This window comes from uncultured Nocardioides sp. (genome assembly GCF_947488025.1).
In the GTDB taxonomy this organism is placed as follows: domain Bacteria; phylum Actinomycetota; class Actinomycetes; order Propionibacteriales; family Nocardioidaceae; genus Nocardioides.
This window is the reverse complement of the sequence record NZ_CANKYS010000003.1, coordinates 133,661-150,980: the sequence shown is the minus strand read 5'-3', so window position 1 is coordinate 150,980 and position 17,320 is coordinate 133,661. Positions and strand designations below refer to the sequence as shown.

At 72.1% G+C, this 17,320-nt stretch carries 18 protein-coding genes; 11 read left to right on the top strand and 7 right to left on the bottom strand.

Translation table 11 applies throughout. From position 1 onward, the window contains the following. Positions 1 to 12: 12 nt before the first annotated feature. Positions 13 to 663 carry a response regulator transcription factor gene (locus Q1B24_RS07285; RefSeq protein ID WP_299925569.1) on the top strand — a complete coding sequence of 217 codons (651 nt, stop codon included), beginning with the start codon at positions 13 to 15 and terminating at the stop codon, positions 661 to 663. A gap of 124 nt (positions 664 to 787) precedes the next feature. Next, positions 788 to 1,399, top strand: a complete 612-nt coding sequence (locus Q1B24_RS07280; protein ID WP_299925566.1) for a hypothetical protein — start codon at positions 788 to 790, stop codon at positions 1,397 to 1,399. Between the two features lie 84 nt (positions 1,400 to 1,483). Here Q1B24_RS07280 and Q1B24_RS07275 read toward each other — a convergent pair whose 3' ends face one another. Beyond that, positions 1,484 to 3,064 carry a GAF domain-containing sensor histidine kinase gene (locus tag Q1B24_RS07275; protein ID WP_299925563.1) on the bottom strand — a complete coding sequence of 527 codons (1,581 nt, stop codon included), beginning with the start codon at positions 3,062 to 3,064 and terminating at the stop codon, positions 1,484 to 1,486. Between the two features lie 16 nt (positions 3,065 to 3,080). Continuing rightward, positions 3,081 to 3,521 (bottom strand): pyridoxamine 5'-phosphate oxidase family protein, encoded by a 441-nt coding sequence (locus Q1B24_RS07270; protein ID WP_299925559.1) that lies wholly within the window; start codon positions 3,519 to 3,521, stop codon positions 3,081 to 3,083. 156 nt (positions 3,522 to 3,677) lie between these two features. Between Q1B24_RS07270 and Q1B24_RS07265 the strand changes: the two genes are divergently transcribed. Both Q1B24_RS07265 and Q1B24_RS07260 read left to right on the top strand, forming a co-directional pair. Beyond that, positions 3,678 to 5,093 (top strand): sigma 54-interacting transcriptional regulator, encoded by a 1,416-nt coding sequence (locus tag Q1B24_RS07265; protein WP_299925556.1) that lies wholly within the window; start codon positions 3,678 to 3,680, stop codon positions 5,091 to 5,093. A 21-nt stretch (positions 5,094 to 5,114) separates the two neighbouring features. After that, positions 5,115 to 7,109: a VWA domain-containing protein gene (locus Q1B24_RS07260; RefSeq protein WP_299925553.1), complete on the top strand. Its 1,995-nt coding sequence runs from the start codon at positions 5,115 to 5,117 to the stop codon at positions 7,107 to 7,109. Here Q1B24_RS07260 and Q1B24_RS07255 read toward each other — a convergent pair. Together Q1B24_RS07255 and Q1B24_RS07250 are read right to left on the bottom strand one after the other, a co-directional pair. Next, positions 7,106 to 7,510: a nuclear transport factor 2 family protein gene (locus Q1B24_RS07255; protein WP_299925550.1), complete on the bottom strand. Its 405-nt coding sequence runs from the start codon at positions 7,508 to 7,510 to the stop codon at positions 7,106 to 7,108. The two genes, Q1B24_RS07260 and Q1B24_RS07255, sit on opposite strands and share 4 nt — an antisense overlap. Before the next feature lie 8 nt (positions 7,511 to 7,518). Then, positions 7,519 to 8,874, bottom strand: coding sequence for an AarF/UbiB family protein (locus Q1B24_RS07250; RefSeq protein ID WP_299925547.1), 1,356 nt, complete (start codon positions 8,872 to 8,874; stop codon positions 7,519 to 7,521). Between the two features lie 99 nt (positions 8,875 to 8,973). On the opposite strand from Q1B24_RS07250, the gene Q1B24_RS07245 reads away from it, so the two are divergent. Further along, complete coding sequence (locus Q1B24_RS07245; RefSeq protein ID WP_299925544.1) at positions 8,974 to 10,446, top strand: S8 family serine peptidase; 1,473 nt, start codon at positions 8,974 to 8,976, stop codon at positions 10,444 to 10,446. Positions 10,447 to 10,574: 128 nt separating this feature from the next. Further along, positions 10,575 to 10,859 (top strand): DUF1905 domain-containing protein, encoded by a 285-nt coding sequence (locus Q1B24_RS07240; protein WP_299925541.1) that lies wholly within the window; start codon positions 10,575 to 10,577, stop codon positions 10,857 to 10,859. A 17-nt stretch (positions 10,860 to 10,876) separates the two neighbouring features. On the opposite strand, the gene Q1B24_RS07235 is transcribed toward Q1B24_RS07240, so the two are convergent. After that, positions 10,877 to 11,605, bottom strand: a complete 729-nt coding sequence (locus Q1B24_RS07235; protein WP_299925538.1) for a CDP-alcohol phosphatidyltransferase family protein — start codon at positions 11,603 to 11,605, stop codon at positions 10,877 to 10,879. 143 nt (positions 11,606 to 11,748) lie between these two features. Between Q1B24_RS07235 and Q1B24_RS07230 the strand changes: the two genes are divergently transcribed. Then, a complete protein-coding gene (locus Q1B24_RS07230) occupies positions 11,749 to 12,291 on the top strand; it encodes a hypothetical protein (protein ID WP_299925535.1) in 543 nt (180 codons plus the stop codon). A gap of 9 nt (positions 12,292 to 12,300) precedes the next feature. Here Q1B24_RS07230 and Q1B24_RS07225 read toward each other — a convergent pair whose 3' ends face one another. Together Q1B24_RS07225 and msrA are read right to left on the bottom strand one after the other, a co-directional pair. Next, the gene (locus Q1B24_RS07225) at positions 12,301 to 12,642 is read right to left on the bottom strand and encodes a YciI family protein (protein ID WP_299925532.1); all 342 of its coding nucleotides are present in this window, start codon (positions 12,640 to 12,642) and stop codon (positions 12,301 to 12,303) included. A gap of 141 nt (positions 12,643 to 12,783) precedes the next feature. Next, a complete protein-coding gene (msrA, locus tag Q1B24_RS07220; RefSeq protein WP_299925529.1) occupies positions 12,784 to 13,428 on the bottom strand; it encodes a peptide-methionine (S)-S-oxide reductase MsrA in 645 nt (214 codons plus the stop codon). 135 nt (positions 13,429 to 13,563) lie between these two features. Between msrA and Q1B24_RS07215 the strand changes: the two genes are divergently transcribed. The 4 genes from Q1B24_RS07215 to Q1B24_RS07200 all read left to right on the top strand — a co-directional run bounded on the left by Q1B24_RS07215 (position 13,564) and on the right by Q1B24_RS07200 (position 17,313). Then, complete coding sequence (locus Q1B24_RS07215; RefSeq protein WP_299925526.1) at positions 13,564 to 14,343, top strand: hypothetical protein; 780 nt, start codon at positions 13,564 to 13,566, stop codon at positions 14,341 to 14,343. Positions 14,344 to 14,428: 85 nt separating this feature from the next. Continuing rightward, on the top strand, positions 14,429 to 15,589 hold the full coding sequence (locus tag Q1B24_RS07210) for a cystathionine gamma-synthase (RefSeq protein ID WP_299925523.1): 1,161 nt from the start codon (positions 14,429 to 14,431) through the stop codon (positions 15,587 to 15,589). A gap of 3 nt (positions 15,590 to 15,592) precedes the next feature. Beyond that, positions 15,593 to 15,910, top strand: a complete 318-nt coding sequence (locus Q1B24_RS07205) for a DUF202 domain-containing protein (protein WP_299925520.1) — start codon at positions 15,593 to 15,595, stop codon at positions 15,908 to 15,910. Then, positions 15,907 to 17,313, top strand: a complete 1,407-nt coding sequence (locus tag Q1B24_RS07200; RefSeq protein WP_299925517.1) for a glutamate mutase L — start codon at positions 15,907 to 15,909, stop codon at positions 17,311 to 17,313. Before Q1B24_RS07205 ends, Q1B24_RS07200 begins: the two co-directional genes overlap by 4 nt. Positions 17,314 to 17,320: the final 7 nt, after the last annotated feature.

The window sequence follows — 17,320 nt, the reverse complement described above, 5'->3', positions numbered from 1 at the left end:
GGAATGGCCCTCATGGCCGACCCGATCCGCGTCTACCTCCTCGACGACCACGACGTCGTGCGTGAGGGCCTGAAGTTCCTGCTCGAGCAGCAGGAGGACATCGTCGTCGTCGGTCAGTCCGCGACGGCGACCGAGGCCACCGCCCGCATCCCCGCCATGCGCCCCGACGTCGCCGTGCTCGACGCGCGGCTGCCGGACGGCTCGGGCATCGAGGTCTGCCGTGCCGTCCGGGCGGTCGACCCCTCGATCAACGCGCTCATCCTGACGTCGTACGACGACGACGAGGCGCTGTTCGCCGCGATCATGGCCGGGGCGTCGGGCTACGTGCTCAAGGAGATCCGCAGCTCCGACCTGGTCACCGCGGTGCGCCACGTCGCGTCCGGTCGTTCCCTCATCGACCCCGCGATGACCGCGACCGTGCTGGAGCGGATCCGCAACGGTCCCGAGACGCCGGACGAGCTGGCAGCGCTCACCGACCAGGAGCGGATCCTGCTGGGCCACATCGCCGAGGGCCTGACCAACCGGCAGATCGCCGAGCAGATGTTCCTCGCCGAGAAGACGGTGAAGAACTACGTCTCGAGCATCCTCGCCAAGCTCGGGCTCGAGCGGCGCACGCAGGCGGCCGTGCTGGCCTCCAAGCTCCTCGGCGGGGCGTCTCGCTGAGCCGTCCCTCGGGTTAGGGACCTAGGTCCCGGCGACGCGGTGACCGGCGACCCTGCTGCCGCCAGCGTGGCCGCGGGACTCTGGTGGTGACCCAGAAACCCCACTCACCGAGGAGGAGATGACGATGAACGTCATCCACCGCCAGCACCACATCAGCGCCGAGGGCGTCACCACCTCGGAGACCGAGGAAGTCGCCCGCCCCGGCTTCACCCGCGCCCTCGCCACCCTGCGGATCGCCTTCGGATTCACCTTCCTGTGGGCTTTCCTCGACAAGACCTTCGCCCTGGGCTTCAGCACCGGAGCGCAGTACGCCGAGGACGGCTCCCGCGCCGGGATCGACTTCATGGCCCAGGACGCCGCCTGGCTCAACGGAGGCAGCCCGACCGAGGGGTTCCTCACCTTCGGTGTCCCCGTGGACAACCCCTTCCACTCCTTCTTCACCTCGCTCGCCGGTCAGGCGTGGGTCGACTGGCTCTTCATGATCGGCCTGCTCGGCATCGGCGTGACCCTCCTGCTGGGGGTCGGGATGCGGATCGGCACCGCAGCCGGCGCTCTCATGTACGCCTTCATGTACGCCGCCGTGCTCCCGCTGGAGAACAACCCGGTCGTCGATGACCACCTCATCGGCGTGATCGTGATGGTCGTCCTCGCCCTCGGCGCTGCCGGCACCACGTGGGGGCTGGGTCACTGGTGGAACCGCACCGGACTGGTACGGAAGTACCCCGTCCTGCGATGACACCAGGCCCTCACCGGACCCGGCGCCCTCCCGGCGCCGGGTCCTCTGGCGTGTCCGCCCCCTGACTGGCCGCCCCCGCCGGGCTCAGTGCAGCGGGGCCCGCCACACGAGCACGGTGCCCCGCTCGCCGACCCGGGAGACCTCGAGCGTCCCGCCGAGGTCGTCGGCGCGTCGGCGCGCGTTGCGCAGGCCGCTCTCGGAGACCTCGTCCGGCATGCCGACGCCGTCGTCGGCCACCCGCAGCTCGAGGCGGTCGCCCACCACCCCGACGTCGACCTCGGCGCCGTCGGCGAGGGCGTGGCGGGCGACGTTGGACACGGCCTCCCGGAGCACCGCGAGCAGCTGGGCGCCCAGTGCGGGCGGGACGGCGGTGTCCACCGGCCCGGAGGTGCGCACGACCGGCGTGAACCCCAGCACCGGGACGTACTCCTTGACGAGCTTGCGGATCGCGGCGCGGAGCGAGTCGCCGCGGCGGTCCTGGAGCTCGAAGATCGTGCCGCGGATCGCCTTGATCGTGTCGTCGAGGTCTGCCACCGCCTTGTCGAGGCGCTCCGCGAGAGCGCTGCCGCCGGTCATCGCCGCGACGCCCTGCAGCTGCAGGCCCGTCGCGAAGAGCCGCTGGATCACGATGTCGTGCAGGTCGCGCGCGATCCGCTCGCGGTCCGAGATGAGCGCCAGCTCCTGGCGGTCGGCCAGCGCCTGGGTGCGGTCGAGGGAGAGCGCCAGCTGGTCGGCGAACCCGGCGAAGAGGTCGCGCTCCTCGACGTCGAGCAGGCCCGACCCGGGCTGGGCCACGGCGACCAGCGCGGAGACCGGCGCGAGGTGCGACCTCAGCGGTACGACGACGAGGGGGAGGTCGTCACCACCGGAGGTCGTCACCACCACCGCCCCGCCGCCCGCCTCGAGACCGGGGCGCGCGTCGGCGAGGAGGGCGGCAACCCGGGCGTCGTCCGCGGCGAGGTCCGGGGCGACGCTGAGCGTGTCGTGCTCGGGACCGAGCGAGGACCAGAGCGCCACGGCCCGCGCGTGGGCGACCTGGCGCGCCGTGGAGACGATCAGGGGGAGCACCTCGTCGAGGTCGACCGGCGGCTGGAGCAGCTCGGCGAGCTCGGCCGACGCCTCGAGCCACTGCCGCCGTCGCTCGCTCAGCGCGAACGAGCGCGCGTTGCTGATGACGTAGCCCGCCGTGCGGGCCAGCTCCTCGACGAGCTGCTCGTCGGCCTCGGTGAACGGGCCTCCGCCGGCCTTCTCGGTCAGGTAGAGGTTGCCGAAGACGGTGCCCCGGATCCGCACCGGCATGCCGAGGAACGACCTCATCGGCGGGTGGTTGGGCGGGAACCCCACCGACGAGGGATGGGCGCTCAGGTCGGCGAGCCGCAGGCCCGAGGGGTCCTCGATGATGACGCCGAGGATGCCGCGTCCTCTGGGCAGGTCGCCGATGAGCGCGCGGGTCCGCTCGTCGACACCGGTCGTGACGAACTCGACCAGCTCGCCGTCGCTGCCCAGCACGCCCAGTGCGCCGTAGGTCGCACCGGTCAGCGCGGTCGCCGCCTCGACGATCCGCGTCAGCACGCTGGCGAGGTCGAGGTCGCTCGAGATGGCCGTGACGGCCTCGAGCAGGGAGCGGGCGTCGGCGTCGAGTGGGGAGGGCGAGGGGTGCGTCACGCGCACCAGTGTGCCGCTAGGCGAGCCTCTGCACGGGGAGGTGCTCCCACGGGTCCCACCCGCCGCCGAGCTGGCGGCCGGTCACCTCGGTCCACGGGATGCGGACGACGAGGTTGCGCTGCCCGGTCGCCCAGGGGCGCGGCTCCCAGTGCCGGGCGATCTCCCCGAGCTCGTCCTGGTCGTCGACGAAGGACCCGCGACCCCGCACCACGACGCTCCAGCCACGCTTGAGCTCGTAGTCGAACTGGTCGACCTCGAAGCACAGCTGCGCGCCACGGCCGTAGGTGCCGAGCAGGCTGTAGGCGGTGGTGCGGATGAGGATCGACTCCCCGTCCACGGCGTAGTTCACCGGCACGATGTGCGGTCCCGTGGGGGTCCCGACCGCGACCCGGCCCGCGACGCCGGCGTTGAGCAGGCGCGCGCAGTCCTCCCGGGAGAGGTCGTGGGTGGTGTGCATGGAAGCCTCCTTCAGCTCGTCTCCAAGCCTCACCCCGGCGTACATCCGGCAGCAGGGCCGAAGGTCCCGCGCGGCAGGGTCCGGAGTCGCGTGATCGACGGGGCCGCCGGACTTCGAGCGCACTCGACGTTGACGGGCCGGTCTAGCGTGGAAGGCGTGACGGACGTGGACCAGAAGCACCCAGCCCCCAGCACCCTCGGCCAGCTCCGGGAGAGCGGCCACCAGCTCAAGCCCCTGCGCCAGGAGCTCCGCGACAACCTGCTCGCACGGCTGCGGGACGGCGAGGACCCGTGGCCCGGGCTGCACGGCTTCGCCGACACCGTGATCCCCCAGGTGGAGCGGGCGCTGATCGCGGGCCACGACATCGTGCTGCTGGGCGAGCGCGGCCAGGGCAAGACCCGCCTCCTGCGTTCGCTGGTCGCGCTGCTCGACGAGTGGACGCCGGTCATCTCCGGCTCCGAGCTCGGCGAGCACCCCTACGAGCCGGTCACCGTCACCTCCCAGCAGGCGGTCGCGGCCTACGGCGACGACCTGCGCATCTCGTGGCGCCACCGCGACGAGCGCTACGCCGAGAAGCTGGCGACGCCGGACACCTCGGTCGCCGACCTCATCGGCGACGTCGACCCGATGAAGGTGGCCGAGGGGCGTCACCTCGGCGACCCGGAGACCATCCACTTCGGGCTCATCCCGCGCAGCCACCGCGGCATCGTCGCGATCAACGAGCTGCCCGACCTGGCCGAGCGCATCCAGGTGGCGATGCTCAACGTGATGGAGGAGCGCGACATCCAGATCCGCGGCTACGTGCTGCGGCTCCCGCTCGACGTCCTCGTCGTGGCGAGCGCGAACCCCGAGGACTACACAAACCGCGGCCGCATCATCACCCCGCTCAAGGACCGCTTCGGCGCCGAGATCCGCACCCACTACCCGCGTGAGGTCGAGCAGGAGATCGCCGTCATCGAGCAGGAGGCCGACCTCGTCGCCGAGGTGCCCGACTACCTCCTCGAGGTGCTGGCACGCTTCACCCGCCACCTGCGCGACTCCCAATCGGTCGACCAGCGCTCGGGCGTCAGCGCGCGCTTCGCGATCGCCGGGGCCGAGACGATCGCGGCCGCTGCCCTGCACCGCGCCACCACCCAGGGCGAGGACGAGGCCGTCGCACGCGTCGTCGACCTCGAGACCGCCGTCGACGTGCTCGGCGGCAAGATCGAGTTCGAGACGGGCGAGGAGGGACGCGAGAGCGAGATCCTCACGCACCTGCTGCGCACCGCCGTCGCCGAGACGGTGCGCGCGCACCTCGCCGGCATCGACCTGCGGCTGCTGGTCGAGGCCATCGAGGAGGGCGCGATGGTCAGCACGGGCGCCCGCGTCGGCGCCCGTGACTTCCTGGCCGGCCTGCCGGCGCTGCCGCCCACCGGTCCGGGCGAGTCCGACCTCTACGACGAGGTGTGCGACCGGCTCGGCGCCACCAACGACGGCGAGCGGGCCGCTGCGCTCGAGCTCGCGCTGGAGGGGCTCTACCTCGCCCGTCGGATCGGCAAGGACACCGATGCCGGTGAGACCGTCTATGGCTGATCGCTGCAGGGGGGCGCTGCGATGAGCAGGTTCCGCAAGTACGACGGGGGCGACCCGCTCGCCCCGCCGGTCGACCTGGCCGAGGCGCTCGACGCCATCGGGCAGGACGTCATGGCCGGTTACTCGCCCGAGCGCGCGATGCGCGAGTTCCTGCGGCGCGGGGGCACCGACCAGGCCGGGCTCGACGAGCTGGCCCGCCGGGTGGCCGAGCGACGGCGCGAGATCCTGCAGCGCAACGACCTCGACGGCACCATGCGCGAGGTCCGGGAGCTGCTCGACCGGGCCGTGCTGGCCGAGCGCGGGCAGCTGGCCCGCGACATCACGTTGGACGACGGCGACCGCGCGTTCCGCGAGCTCATGCTCGACAACCTCCCCACCTCCACGCCGGCCGCGGTGAGCGAGCTGTCGTCGTACGACTGGCAGTCCTCGGAGGCGCGTGAGGCCTATGAGGAGATCAAGGATCTCCTCGGCCGCGAGCTGCTCGACCAGCGCTTCGCCGGCATGAAGCAGGCGCTCGAGGGTGCCACCGAGGAGGACCGTCAGGCGGTCTCGGAGATGTTGTCCGACCTCAACGACCTGCTCGAGAAGCATGCCGCCGGTGGGGTCACGGACGAGGAGTTCGCCGACTTCATGGACAAGCACGGTGACTTCTTCCCCGAGCAGCCGAAGGACATGGACGAGCTGCTCGACTCCCTCGCCCAGCGTGCTGCCGCCGCCCAGCGGATGCTCAACTCGATGACGCCCGAACAGCGCCAGGAGCTGATGGAGCTCTCCCAGCAGGCCTTCGGGTCGCCCCAGCTGATGGAGCAGCTGGCCCGGATGGACGCCAACCTCCAGGCCCTGCGGCCCGGTGAGGACTGGTCGGGCTCGGAGAGCTTCGAGGGCGATCAGGGCATGGGTCTGGGCGACGGCACCGGGGCGCTGCAGGACCTCGCCCAGCTCGACGCGCTCGCCGACCAGCTCGCCCAGTCCCACCACGGTGCGCGGATGGACGACGTCGACCTCGACGCGCTGGCGGGGCAGCTCGGCCCGGACGCGGCCGTCGCCGCGAAGACCCTGCAGGAGCTCGAGCGGGCGCTGCGCGACAGCGGCTACCTCAAGCGGGGCTCCGACGGCGAGCTGCGGCTCTCGCCCAAGGCGATGCGCCAGCTCGGCAAGGCGCTGCTGCGTGACGTGGCGGAGCGGATGAGCGGACGCGCCGGCGCGCGCGAGACGCGTACGACGGGACTCGCCGGAGAGCCGTCCGGCGCCACCCGGCGGTGGGAGTTCGGCTCCACCGAGCCGTGGGACGTCCCTCGCACGATCACCAACTCGGTGCTCCGGGGAGGCGCGTCGCCGGTGCGCATCCAGGTCGACGACATCGAGGTCGTCGAGACCGAGGCCCGCACCCAGGCCGCGGTCGCGCTGCTGGTGGACACGTCCTTCTCGATGGCGATGGACGGCCGCTGGGTGCCGATGAAGCGCACCGCGCTGGCGCTGCACCAGCTGGTGCGCTCCCGCTTCCGCGGCGACGACATCCAGCTGATCGCGTTCGGCCGGCACGCCCAGGTGATGGAGATCGAGGAGCTGACCGCCCTGGACGCCCGGTGGGACAAGGGGACCAACCTCCACCACGGGCTGCTGCTCGCCAACCGGTTCTTCCGCAAGCACCCCAACGCCCAGCCCGTGCTGCTCGTCGTCACCGACGGTGAGCCGACGGCGCACCTCGAGCCCGACGGCGACGTGTGGTTCTCCTACCCGCCGCACCCGCTGACGATCGCCCACTCCGTCCGCGAGCTCGACGCCGCGGCCCGGCTGGGGGCTCAGACGACGTTCTTCCGGCTCGGCGAGGACCCCGGGCTGGCGCGCTTCATCGACTCGATGGCGCGCCGGGTCGACGGCCGGATGGTGAGCCCCGAGCTCGACGACCTCGGTGCCGCGGTGGTCGGGTCCTACCTCGGCTCGCGCGGTCCCGCCTCGTCGTACCGCGAGCACTTCGGCGACTGGTACGGCGGCGGGCGGGGCTCCTGGGTCTAGGAGCCCGCTGCCTCCAGCATCCGCAGCAGCTCGGCTCCCATGTGCTCGATGACGACGTCGAGGGCCTTCTTCGGACGCACCATCACGGTGAAGTCGACGATCTGCCCGTCCTCGTCCCACGTGATCATGTCGATCCCGGAGACGTCGAGGCCACCCACCTCGGTGCGGAACTGGAGCACGGCCGAGTCGTCACCGAGCCACTCGCGCTCGTAGGACAGCTGCGGCCCGAGCACCGTGAACGCGGCGGTGAGGTAGCCGACGACGGTGTCGCGACCCACCTGCGGCGTGTGCACCGCGGGGCTCCGGAAGACCGCGTCCTCGGCGATGAGGCCCTGCAGGCCGGCGGGGTCGCGGCTCTCGACGACGGCGTGCCAGCGGGCGAGGGCGGCGGCTGCATCCATGCGCGTCATCAGTCCTCGGCGAACCCCGGCAGCGACTCCTCGAGGATCTCGCGGAAGGGCACGCTGGCACCGAGCTGGCTGAGCAGGCCCACGGCCCCGAGCCAGGTGCGGTGGATCAGGAGGTAGGACGACGGGAGGTTGAGCTTGGTGGCGAGGGTGAAGGTCTCGGAGCGGGGGTCGTTGACCCGCTCGAACTGCTCGCGCATCCACTCGCGGGTGAAGGTGAAGCGCTCCTGGTCGGCGGGCTCGACGAAGGGAGCGAGGTAGGCGAGCAGCAGGGCCGGGTCGACGTCGATGCGGTCCTTGATGAAGCCCTCCTCGCGGAGCCCGGCGACCAGCGACTCCTCGTCCGACTCCAGCGCGATGCGGATGAGCCGGCCCATCGCCTCGGGCAGCTGGCCCTGGGGCAGCCGCGCGACGGCACCGAAGTCGAGGACGCCCAGCCGGCCGAGCCCCCCGTCGGGGCCGGGGATGACGCGGAAGTTGCCCGGGTGGGGGTCGGCGTGGAGCATGCCGGTGCGCCGCGGCCCCTCGAAGAGGAAGCGGACGAACAGCTCGCCGTAGTGGTCGCGCTCCTCCGGCGTGCCGTCGCGGATGACCTGCGCGAGGGAGTAGGCGGAGTCCATCCACTCGGTCACGAGCACCTCCGCGCCCACCGCGACCACGGCGGGGACCACGATGGCGGGGTGGTCCGCGAAGGCCTCGGCGTACGCCGCCTGCGCCTCCGCCTCGAGGTGGTAGTCGAGCTCGTCGGCCGCGCGCTCCTGCAGCTCGGCCACGAGCGGCTTGATGTCGATGCCGGGGAAGACCGGCGCGACCCCGCGCGCGACGCGGGCGATCTGGCGCAGGTCGGACATCAGCGCGTCGCCGGCGCCGGGGTACTGCACCTTCACCGCGACATCCCGGTCCTCGGCGGAGTCGACCGCGAGGTCGCGCCAGCGCCCCCGGTGCACCTGGCCGATGGACGCGGCCGCGGTGGGAGCGCCGTCGAGCCAGACGAGCCGCTCGGACCAGTCGTCGCCGAGGTGCGCGGCCAGCTGCTCGCGCACCGTCGCGGTCGGCATCGGGGGAGCGGAGTCCTGCAGCGCCGTGAGGTGCTCCCGGTAGGGCGCGCTGACCTCCTCCGGCAGGGCCGACTCCAGCACGCTGAGCGCCTGGCCGAACTTCATCGCTCCGCCCTTGAGCTCGCCCAGGGTGCGGAACAGCTGTTCGGCGGTGCGCTGCTGCACCTCGGTGAGCACTGCGTCGGCGGGCTTGCCGCCGAGCCGCTTGCCCAGCCCGACCGCCTGACGCCCGGCGTACCCCAACGGGAGCGCGGCCAGGCGGGCCGTGCGGGCGGCGGCCTTGCGCGGGAGGTCGGTCATGCCTCCCATCATCACCGATGCCCGGTGAGGCACGCGTGACCTCGCGCGAGCCGCCTCGTTGGAGAAGGCAACGAACACCGACACTCGGGAGGACCACCCGTGCGACCCAAGACCCTTCTCGCCTGTGCGGCGAGCATGCTGGCCGCCACTGCGACCTTCGGGGTCGGCGCGACCGCGCCGGCCGCAGGCCAGGCATCGGCACCCGCCGAGCAGGCCGACGTCTCCGACTTCCTCGCCCAGCAGCTGACCGGGCTCAGCGGCGCGACGACCGTGATGGTGCACGGCACCTCCATCACCGCGGCCCGTGAGGCCGTCGCGGCGACCGGGATGCGCCAGACCGGCGAGTTCACCCGCATCGGGGTCGTCATCGCCGACGCCACCCGCAGCCAGGTCGAGGCGGTCCGCGCCCGGAGCGGAGTGACGTACGTCGAGGGTGGTGCTCAGCCGATCGAGTTCTTCCAGGAGACGTCCAACACCGCGACCCGGGGCGCCGAGGCGGCCGCCACCCTCACCGGTGCCGACGGCACGCCGCTGACCGGTCGTGGCGTGAGCGTCGCGGTCATCGACTCCGGCGTCGACCCGACCCACCCCTACTTCAAGGAGGCCGACGGCTCGAGCGCCGTCGTCGCCAACCTCAAGGCGCTGTGCGAGCCGCTCACCGAGACCTGCTCGGTGCAGCGTGTTCCCGCTCTCGTCGACACCGACACCCTCTCGGTCGGTGGCCACGGCACCCACGTCAGCGGCATCGTGGCCGGTCGTCCGACCACGCTGACCGACGGCGGTCGGCTCCAGGGCGCGGCCCCCGGCGCCAAGCTCGTCTCGATCTCGACCGGTGCCGGCGTCGTGATCCTCGGCGCCGACTCCGCCCTCAACTGGGTGCTCGAGAACCACGAGGCGCCGTGCGGGGCCGGCGTACCTGCCTCGACGTGCCCGCCGATCAAGGTCACCAACAACTCGTACGGTCCCTCCGGCGGCGGAGCATTCGAGCCCGAGTCGGCGACGGTCAAGCTCCAGCGTGCCCTCGCGGCCGAGGGTGTGGTCACCGTCTGGGCGGCCGGCAACGACGGCGGCGACGGATCGACGAGCCTGACCAACCCGCCCGGCCAGGACCCCACCGGCGGCATCCTCTCGGTCGCCTCCTACTACGACCAGGACACCGGCACGCGTGAGGGAGTCGTCTCCGACTACAGCTCACGCGGCCTCGCCACGGACGCCTCGACGTGGCCCGACATCTCGGCGCCGGGGGAGAACATCACGTCCTCGTGCCGCCTCCACCTCGCGATCTGCTCGACCGGCCTCGACGCCCGCAACGGACCCGGCGCCCTCGACCTCGGCACGTTCAACACCATCAGCGGTACGTCGATGGCGGCGCCGCACGTCGCCGGCATCGTCGCGCAGCTGTTCCAGGCCGACCCGACGGCGACGCCCGCGGACATCGAGCGGGCGCTCAAGGTCTCGGCCCACCCGTTCGCCGACGGGGCCGCCTACGAGTCCGGCCCGGCCGGCACCACGTCGTACGACAAGGGTCACGGCCTCGTCGACGTCGTGGCGGCAGTCGCGGCGCTGGGCTGAACCAGACCCTCCGAGGAGGGCCGTCGCGCAACAGGCGTGCGACGGTGCGAGGCGGGCGGAGGCCGTGGGGTCTTCCGCCCGCCTCGGTGACCGTCTCGACGGTCACCGGTTGCTGGGAAGGTGGGGGCATGGAGATCGAGTTCGCCGGCGAGGTGGTCGAGTGGCGCGGCCCGGCGCCGTACGTCTTCGTGGTGCTCCCGCCCGACGCGGCCGACCTCGTCGAGGAGGTGAAGGCCGACGTCGTCTACTGGGGCGTGGTGCCCGTCCGTGCGTGGATCGGTGGCACGGAGTTCACCACGGCCATGTTCCCCCGCGAGGACACGTGGTTCCTGCCGCTCAAGGTGGCCGTGCGGCGCGCCGAGGACGTCGACCTCGGTCAGGTCGTCGAGGTGCGGCTCTCCGTCGGCCGGTAGTCAGGCTCGGCCGGTGGTCAGACGACGGCCGGCACCACGCGGGGGCGCCGGAGCGTGAGGTAGAGGCTGAGCGCGACGTAGTAGACGACGTAGGCCACGGACACCGTCAGCCACAGGGTGCTGGGGTCGGGGAGCTGGGCGACCAGCACGGCGTAGCCCACCAGCCAGAGGCAGGTGAGGGCGAGCGTGGTCGACTGCAGCGTGGAGGTGCGGGACGGGTAGACGTAGCCGACCGGGACGAAGACGAGCACCGCGCACACGAGCAGGACGACGGCGACGGCCGTGGTCTGCAGGTCGAGGACGACGATGTAGAACGCTGCGATGTTCCAGTAGCTCGGGAACCCGAGGAAGAGGTGGTCGTCGGTCTTGGCGTCCACCCGGCAGAACTGGTAGGCCGAGGCGACCAGCGGGATCACCGCGAGGATCGTCGCCGGGGTGCCCTCACCGAGGTAGCCCGCGCTCCACAGCAGCAGCATCGGCATGAAGGCGTAGGTGATGTAGTCGACGATGTTGTCCAGGAGCGCTCCGTCGAACGACGGGGCGTGCCGCTTGACCTGGACCCACCGCGCAAGCATCCCGTCGGTGCCGTCCACCACCATGGCGACCAGGAAGAGCCACAGCGCCCGGACCGTGTCGCCCTCCATGACCGCCACGAACATCAGGAACGCCAGGACGACACCGGAGGCCGTGTAGGCGTGCACCAGCCAGGCGGCGGCGGTGCGTCGGCGCTGCGTCAGGGCAGCCACGCGGCTCCTCGGTCGGGCGGATCGTGCGGGGAAGGCGGATCATGCCAGACGGAGGTGCGTTCGGAGGCAACCTCCGCGCGCGCTCTCGCGTCTCTGTGGGTACGACCCCGTCCGGGGGCCCGACACGAGAACGGACCAGCACCATGCGTAGGACCATCCTGAGCGCCGCGACCCTGGCGGTCGCAGCCCTCGCCCTGACCCAGCTCCCGGCCAGCGCCGACAGCATCGGCGTCACCGACCCGAAGGACCTCGACCACGGCGCCGACCTGCGGTCGGTGGAGGTCGAGCACAAGCGCGGCAACGTCGTGGTCACCACGACCCACACCGACCTGCGGCCGTCGTACACGACGGGGTCGTCGGGTGCGGTCTTCCTCGACACCGACCCGGCCGACCGCGGCCCGGAGTACGCGTTCGTCGGTGGCTACTTCATGGGCACCGACTACCAGCTGCTCGAGGTCGACGGCTTCTCCGACAAGGCGTGGGGCGAGCCGGTCGAGGGGTCCTACCGGATGCGCATCGACTACGACACCGAGCACGTCCGCATGCGGATCTCGCGGGAGGCCATCGGCTCGCCCGACGAGGTCCGTGTCGCCGTACGCGTCGCCGGCACGCGGCCGAACGGCAGCAACACCCGCCGCGACTGGCTCGGGGCGCCCCGCAGCTTCACCGACTGGGTCGCGCAGTGACGGGAGCGACTACCTGACGACGCGAACCTCCTGGGGCCACCCGCATCCCTCGGCGACCCGTCCCGCCCAGTAGCGCGCGGTCTCGATGTCGGGGACGTCGATGACCGTGATCCCGCCGAGCTGCTCCGTGGTCTCGGTGTAGGGGCCGTCGGTGATCGTCACGGTCCCGCTCGTGGCGTCGGCGCTGAAGGCGTCGCTCATGTCCTCCTCGAGCCCGCCGGCGAACACCAGGATGCCGGCCTCCTCCATCTCCCTGACCACGGCCTTGCTCGGCTCCACGCGGGTCTGGAACCACTCGGCCGGGTGGTCGCCGACCCACTGCTGGTGGAAGTAGATGGCGTACTGCGTCATGTCGCTCCTCCTCGCGGCCGCCCCGTGCGGCCCGTCACCACTCTGACGGACGAGCGGGGCCCGGATCGACAGCCACCGCTCGGCGGTAGGTAGTGCGGTGATCCTGGTCCACCGGGTGGACCACGGCCACCGCGCAAGCGATCAGGCCGGGAAGGACACCCCGGTGTTGGCGTGGCAGCGGTAGCCGAAGGGGTTCTTCGCGAGGTACTGCTGGTGGGGGTCCTCGGCGTAGTAGTACGGGGTCTCGGCGGCCGGGCGGATCTCGGTGGTGATCTCGCCGAGACCGCGGCGGGCGAGCTCCTCGCCGTAGACCTTGGTCAGCTCGCGGGCGGTCTGCTCCTGCTCGGGAGTGGTCCAGTAGATCGCCGAGCGGTACTGCGTGCCGACGTCGTTGCCCTGCCGCATGCCCTGCGTCGGGTCGTGGATCTCGAAGAACTTCTTCACCAGGTCGGCGTACGACACCTGCGCGGGGTCGAAGACGACGCGGACGGCCTCGGTGTGGCCGGTGTGGCCGCTGCACACCTCGTCGTAGGTGGGGTGGGGCGTGCTGCCACCGGCGTAGCCGACGGACGTCGACCAGACGCCGGGGACCTGCCAGTAGATCTCCTCGGCGCCCCAGAAGCAGCCGAGGCCGAGGATCGCGACCTCGTGGCCGTCGGGGATGTCGTCGCTGACGACGGGGGTGCGCAGGACCACGTGCTCGCCCAGGGTCCACGGCTGCTGCTCGCGCCCCGGGAGCGCCTGGTCGGGGGTGGGCAGGGTGGTGGGCTTGCCGAATCCGAACATGGGTCCATTGTCGCGCGCCGCGCAAGTCGGCCTACGTAGGACTACGCGGTCTAGACGTCGTGCTGTCACCGATGCGCCCGCGCGACGACGGGAGGACGGTGAGGGGATCAGCAACACTCTCCGAAGGGAATCGTCATGTCTTCACGTCGAACGGTTCGGCACCTCCTGGTTGCCGTCCTCGCCGGGGTCCTGGTCGGGGGCGGCCTCATGGCCGTCACGCCGGCCGGAGCCGAGATCAGCAGTGCCGTGGCCACCAACTGGAAGAAGATCTGGAACAAGGAGCTCAAGCCGCAGGCCGACAAGCGCTACTACACCAAGAAGAAGAGCGACAAGAGGTTCCAGCCGAAGGGCTCCTACGAGACCGCCGGCTCGGGCTACACCAAGGCCGAGACCTACTCCAAGGCCGAGGCCGACGCGAAGTACCAGCCCAAGGGCAACTACGCACTCAACGGCTCGTCGTACACCAAGGCCGAGAGCGACGGGAAGTACGTGCCTACGCCGGTCGTCGTCCGAGGGGTCTGGGCCATCAGCTCTGACAGCGCAAGCGAAGCCGGCTTCTCGGAGATCACGTATCCCCAGCTCGCGACCGCACCGACTGTCAGGGTGATCCCTGTCGGTGGAGCGCTTCCCGCCGGTTGCGCAGGCAGTGCCGCTGCACCCGACGCCTCGCCGGGCTTCCTGTGCGTCTTCGAGAGCGCACGCAACAGCATGGGGCCGCTGACCGTGACGATCCCGCAGTTCGGAGCGACTCCGCCGACCGCCACCGCCTTCGGCACGACGATGTGGGCACAGGCCACGGGCGCGACTGCCTTCGTGACCGGCACCTACGCTCTTCGTCCGTCTGCTGCTGGTTTCGCGACCGGCGCACGCGTTGCCCCCGAGCCGACCGGCTCGGGCGACGCCGGGAGGCCGTGACCTGACGACGAACGGTCGCCGCATCGGGGGATGCGGCGGCCGTTCCGCTGTCCCACCGGGGGAGCGCGGGGTCTACCCTCGGCATGTGACCCAGGAACGTGCCAACAAGGCAGGGTTCGAGACGCGTGCGATCCACGCCGGCTACGAGCCCGACGCGATGACCGGGGCGGTCAACCCGCCCATCTACGCCAGCAGCACCTACAAGCAGGACGGGGTGGGCGGGCTGCGCGGCGGCTACGAGTACAGCCGGTCCGCGAACCCCACGCGTACGGCGCTGGAGGGTGCGCTCGCCGCGGTCGAGGACGGCGAGAAGGGCTTCGCCTTCGCTTCCGGCCTGGCCGCCGAGGACACCATCATCCGGGCGCTGACCCGGCCGGGCGACCACGTCGTCATCCCCGACGACGCCTACGGCGGCACGCACCGCCTCTTCGACAAGGTCGCCAAGGTCTGGGGCACCGACCACAGCTCGGCGTCCGTCGCCGACACCGACGCGGTGGCCGCGGCGATCGAGCCCGGCCGCACCAAGCTGGTCTGGGTCGAGACGCCCACCAACCCGATGCTCACGATCGGCGACATCGAGGCGCTCGCCACGGTCGCCCACGACGCCGGCGCGCTGCTCGTGGTCGACAACACCTTCGCCTCGCCCTACCTCCAGCAGCCGCTCACGCTCGGCGCCGACGTCGTGGTGCACTCGACGACGAAGTACGTCGGCGGGCACAGCGACGTCGTCGGGGGAGCGGTCGTCGTGCGCGACCTCGAGCTCGCCGAGAAGGTCGGCTTCCACCAGAACGCCATGGGCGCCGTCGCCGGCCCGTTCGACGCCTTCCTCACGCACCGCGGCCTCAAGACTCTCGGCGTACGCATGGATCGCCACTGCGACAACGCCGAGCGCATCGTGGAGTTCCTCGACGGCGACCCGCGGGTCGCCGAGGTGATCTACCCCGGCCTGGCTGCCCACCCCGGCCACGAGGTGGCCGCGCGCCAGATGAAGCGCTTCGGCGGCATGATCTCCTTCCGCGTCGCCGGCGGGGAGGAGCGGGCCCTCGCGGTGTGCGAGCGCGCCCAGGTCTTCACCCTCGGTGAGTCCCTCGGCGGCGTCGAGTCCCTCATCGAGCACCCCGGCCGGATGACCCACGCCAGCGTGGCCGGCACCGACCTCGAGGTCCCCGCCGACCTGGTCCGGCTCAGCGTCGGCATCGAGACCGCCGACGACCTCGTCGCCGACCTCGACAGGTCCTTGGGCTGACGCGTGGACGAGGCACCCGACCCGCGCTACCTCCTGGCCAACGAGCGGACCCTCCTCGCCTACGAACGCACCGCGATCGGTCTCGTCGTGGCGGCCGTCGGCGCCCTCAACCTGCTGGAGGGGACCTGGCCCAACGTCGCCCTGGGCGTCGCCCTCCTGCTCGCGTCAGCGTTGACGGCTGTCGTCGGGTGGCACCGCTACCGCCAGGCCGAGCGGGCGATCCGGACGGGCACCGACCTTCCGACGGGTGTCGGCCTGCAGGCCGTCGTCCTCGCCGTCATCGCGATCATCGTGGTGGCCGCCCTGACGGTGCTGGTGTGACCGCGGTCGTCTGCGTGGACTTCGGCTCGACGTTCACCAAGGCCGCCCTGGTCGACGGTGGGACCGGGGAGCTCCTCGCGACCGCGAGCCACCCGACCACGCTCCCTGACGCCGCCGGGGTCGGCGACGTCCTCGACGGGTACGACGCCTGCCTGGCCGCACTCGCCGAGCAGGACCGGCGCGCCCTCGACGCCGCCGTGCTCGCCTGCTCCAGCGCCGGCGGCGGGCTGCGGATCGCGGTCGTCGGCAACGAGGAGCTGGTGACGGCCGAAGCCGGACGCCGGGTTGCGCTGTCGAGCGGCGGCAAGGTCGTGCTCGTGCTGCACGGCGGCCTCGACGCCGCCAAGCACGACGAGCTGCGCGCCGCCGAGCCCGACGTCGTGCTCCTGGTGGGCGGCACCGACGGCGGCAACGCCGAGGTGCTCGAGGGCGACGCCCGCTTCCTGGCCGAGGTGCCGTGGCCGGGCCCGGTCGTCGTGGCCGGCAACGTCGAGTCGCAGCCCCTGGTCGCCGAGCTGCTCACCGGCTCCGGCACCCCGCACGTCCTCGCCGACAACGTCGTGCCCCGCATCGGCGTGCTGGCGCCCGACGGCGCGCGCCGGGCGATCCGCGAGATCTTCCTCAGCCACGTCATCGGGGGCAAGCACCTGAGCAGCCGCACCGACGCCCGCGGCCGCACCTTCACCGCCATGGTGCGCGGCGCGACGCCCGACATCGTGCTCACCGGCGTCGAGCTCCTCGCCCGTGGCCTCGACGACCAGCACCTCGGGGCCGGTGACGTCGTGGTCGTCGACGTCGGCGGCGCGACCACCGACGTGCACAGCGTCGTCGAGCTCGACCCGGAGGACAGCGGGCTCGCCCGCGAGGTCGTCGCCACCACGCCCGTGACGCGCACGGTCGAGGGCGACCTCGGCATGCGCTGGTCGGCGGTCTCGACCGTCGAGGCCGCGGGCCGCCACGACCTGCACGCCGCCGCCGTACGACGTCGCGCGCGGCCCGACCTGCTCCCTGACAGCTGCCCCGACCCGGCTGCCGAGCAGGACGCCGACCTCGACATCGCCGCCGCTGCCGTCCGCATCGCCCTCGAGCGCCACGCCGGCCGGAGCAGAGTGGTGGTGAGCCCCGAGGGCCGCGTGATCGAGCGCAGCGGCAAGGACCTCCGCGAGGTCGACCTGCTGGTCGGCTCGGGCGGCGTGCTGCGCCACGGAGGCCCCGACGCCGTACGCCGTGTCCTGGCGCCGGCGACCGGCGACGCCTTCGAAGGGGGCTGGCAGCTCCCGCGCGATCCGCGGGTGGTCGTGGACCACGACTACGTGCTCGCGGCCGCCGGCCTGCTGGCCGAGGAGCACCCGGTCGCCGCACACCGTCTGCTGGGTGGTCTCCGGGCCGCGGGGGATCGGTAGCGTGGCG

Coding starts and splice junctions, on each gene's coding strand:
- Q1B24_RS07285 (WP_299925569.1), top strand. CDS start 13: ATGGCCGACCCGATCCGCGTCTACCTCCTCGACGACCACGACGTCGTG.
- Q1B24_RS07280 (WP_299925566.1), top strand. CDS start 788: ATGAACGTCATCCACCGCCAGCACCACATCAGCGCCGAGGGCGTCACC.
- Q1B24_RS07270 (WP_299925559.1), bottom strand. CDS start 3,521: ATGCACACCACCCACGACCTCTCCCGGGAGGACTGCGCGCGCCTGCTC.
- Q1B24_RS07260 (WP_299925553.1), top strand. CDS start 5,115: ATGAGCAGGTTCCGCAAGTACGACGGGGGCGACCCGCTCGCCCCGCCG.
- Q1B24_RS07255 (WP_299925550.1), bottom strand. CDS start 7,510: ATGGATGCAGCCGCCGCCCTCGCCCGCTGGCACGCCGTCGTCGAGAGC.
- Q1B24_RS07250 (WP_299925547.1), bottom strand. CDS start 8,874: ATGACCGACCTCCCGCGCAAGGCCGCCGCCCGCACGGCCCGCCTGGCC.
- Q1B24_RS07240 (WP_299925541.1), top strand. CDS start 10,575: ATGGAGATCGAGTTCGCCGGCGAGGTGGTCGAGTGGCGCGGCCCGGCG.
- Q1B24_RS07230 (WP_299925535.1), top strand. CDS start 11,749: ATGCGTAGGACCATCCTGAGCGCCGCGACCCTGGCGGTCGCAGCCCTC.
- Q1B24_RS07225 (WP_299925532.1), bottom strand. CDS start 12,642: ATGACGCAGTACGCCATCTACTTCCACCAGCAGTGGGTCGGCGACCAC.
- msrA (WP_299925529.1), bottom strand. CDS start 13,428: ATGTTCGGATTCGGCAAGCCCACCACCCTGCCCACCCCCGACCAGGCG.
- Q1B24_RS07215 (WP_299925526.1), top strand. CDS start 13,564: ATGTCTTCACGTCGAACGGTTCGGCACCTCCTGGTTGCCGTCCTCGCC.